This window comes from Streptomyces sp. ActVer, assembly GCF_027270795.1.
Taxonomy (GTDB): Bacteria; Actinomycetota; Actinomycetes; order Streptomycetales; family Streptomycetaceae; genus Streptomyces; species Streptomyces umbrinus_A.
In genome coordinates this window covers 1-1,004 of record NZ_JAPWHT010000940.1, presented here as the reverse complement: position 1 = coordinate 1,004, position 1,004 = coordinate 1, and the positions used below count along the sequence as shown (strand labels likewise).

Genomic DNA, 1,004 nt, shown 5'->3' with positions numbered 1-1,004 from the left:
CGCCGCCCCGCCGCCCGCGGACGACCGGCCTCGCGCCCTGCGCCCGAAGGGCGGCTGCACGACCGACTCCAGCGGTGGCGTACGGATCAAGGTGAACGCGGCGGGAGTGTCCGGCGAGGACCTGACGCTGGTACTGCGCCACCGGCACGGCGACGACGAGACGCGCGTTCCGCTGGAGCGCCCGGACGACACGAAGTCGCCCTGGACGGCGGAGCTGTCCCATCGCCGGCTCACCCTGGCCGAAGGCCGTTGGGACCTGCATGTCGAACGCGCGGAGGACGGCGCACGCCGTCGCCTCAAGGCAGGACTGGTCGAGCAGCGCGGCCTGCTGACGGCGAGACCCACGCCGTCCACACCGGGCGGGGCCTTCGCCTGGTGGATCCCGTACGCGACCAAGGACGGCTACCTGGCCCTGCGGACCTTCCACCGCCCGGCCCACGCGGAAGCCACCGCCCTGCGGACCGACGACGACTCACTGTCCGTCGAAGGCACCCTCCACGGAGCCGAACTCGGCGAGGGCGCGGCCCTGCTCGGCGTCTCGCGTGACGGGAGACCGTACGACTTCGAAACCCCGGCGACGCCCACGGGGGAGCTGACCTTCCGGGCGGACATCACGTCCCTGCCCCGCCCCACAGACGCCGACAAGCCGCTGTGGGACCTCTTCCTGCGCCCCGCCGCGGCCGACGAGCCCGTACGTGTCGGCCGAATCCTCGGCGACATCGTCGACCGCAAGGCCACGGACAAACACCCGAGCACAACCCTGCCCACGAGCTCAGGCCCTCCGACGGAGGCCCGCTTCTTCTTCACGATCACGAACGACGTGGCAATCAGCGCCCCTTGACGGGCACGGCCCCGCAAGGGGCGCGGGGAACTGCGCGACAAGCCCCCACTCACCCGCAGCCGCCGACCCACATCCCGCAGCCGAACTGTCAGGCGGACCGACGCCCGCCCCCCTGCCCTCCACGCGCACGCGAAGACCCCGCACCACCACGCCCCCGAGAACC

Annotated in this window: 1 pseudogene; it reads left to right on the top strand. The window is 72.9% G+C overall.

The features are described from left to right. Positions 1–841: pseudogene (locus tag O3Q52_RS53490) on the top strand (glycosyltransferase family 4 protein); the annotation flags it as partial. Between the last annotated feature and the right edge of the window lie 163 nt (positions 842–1,004).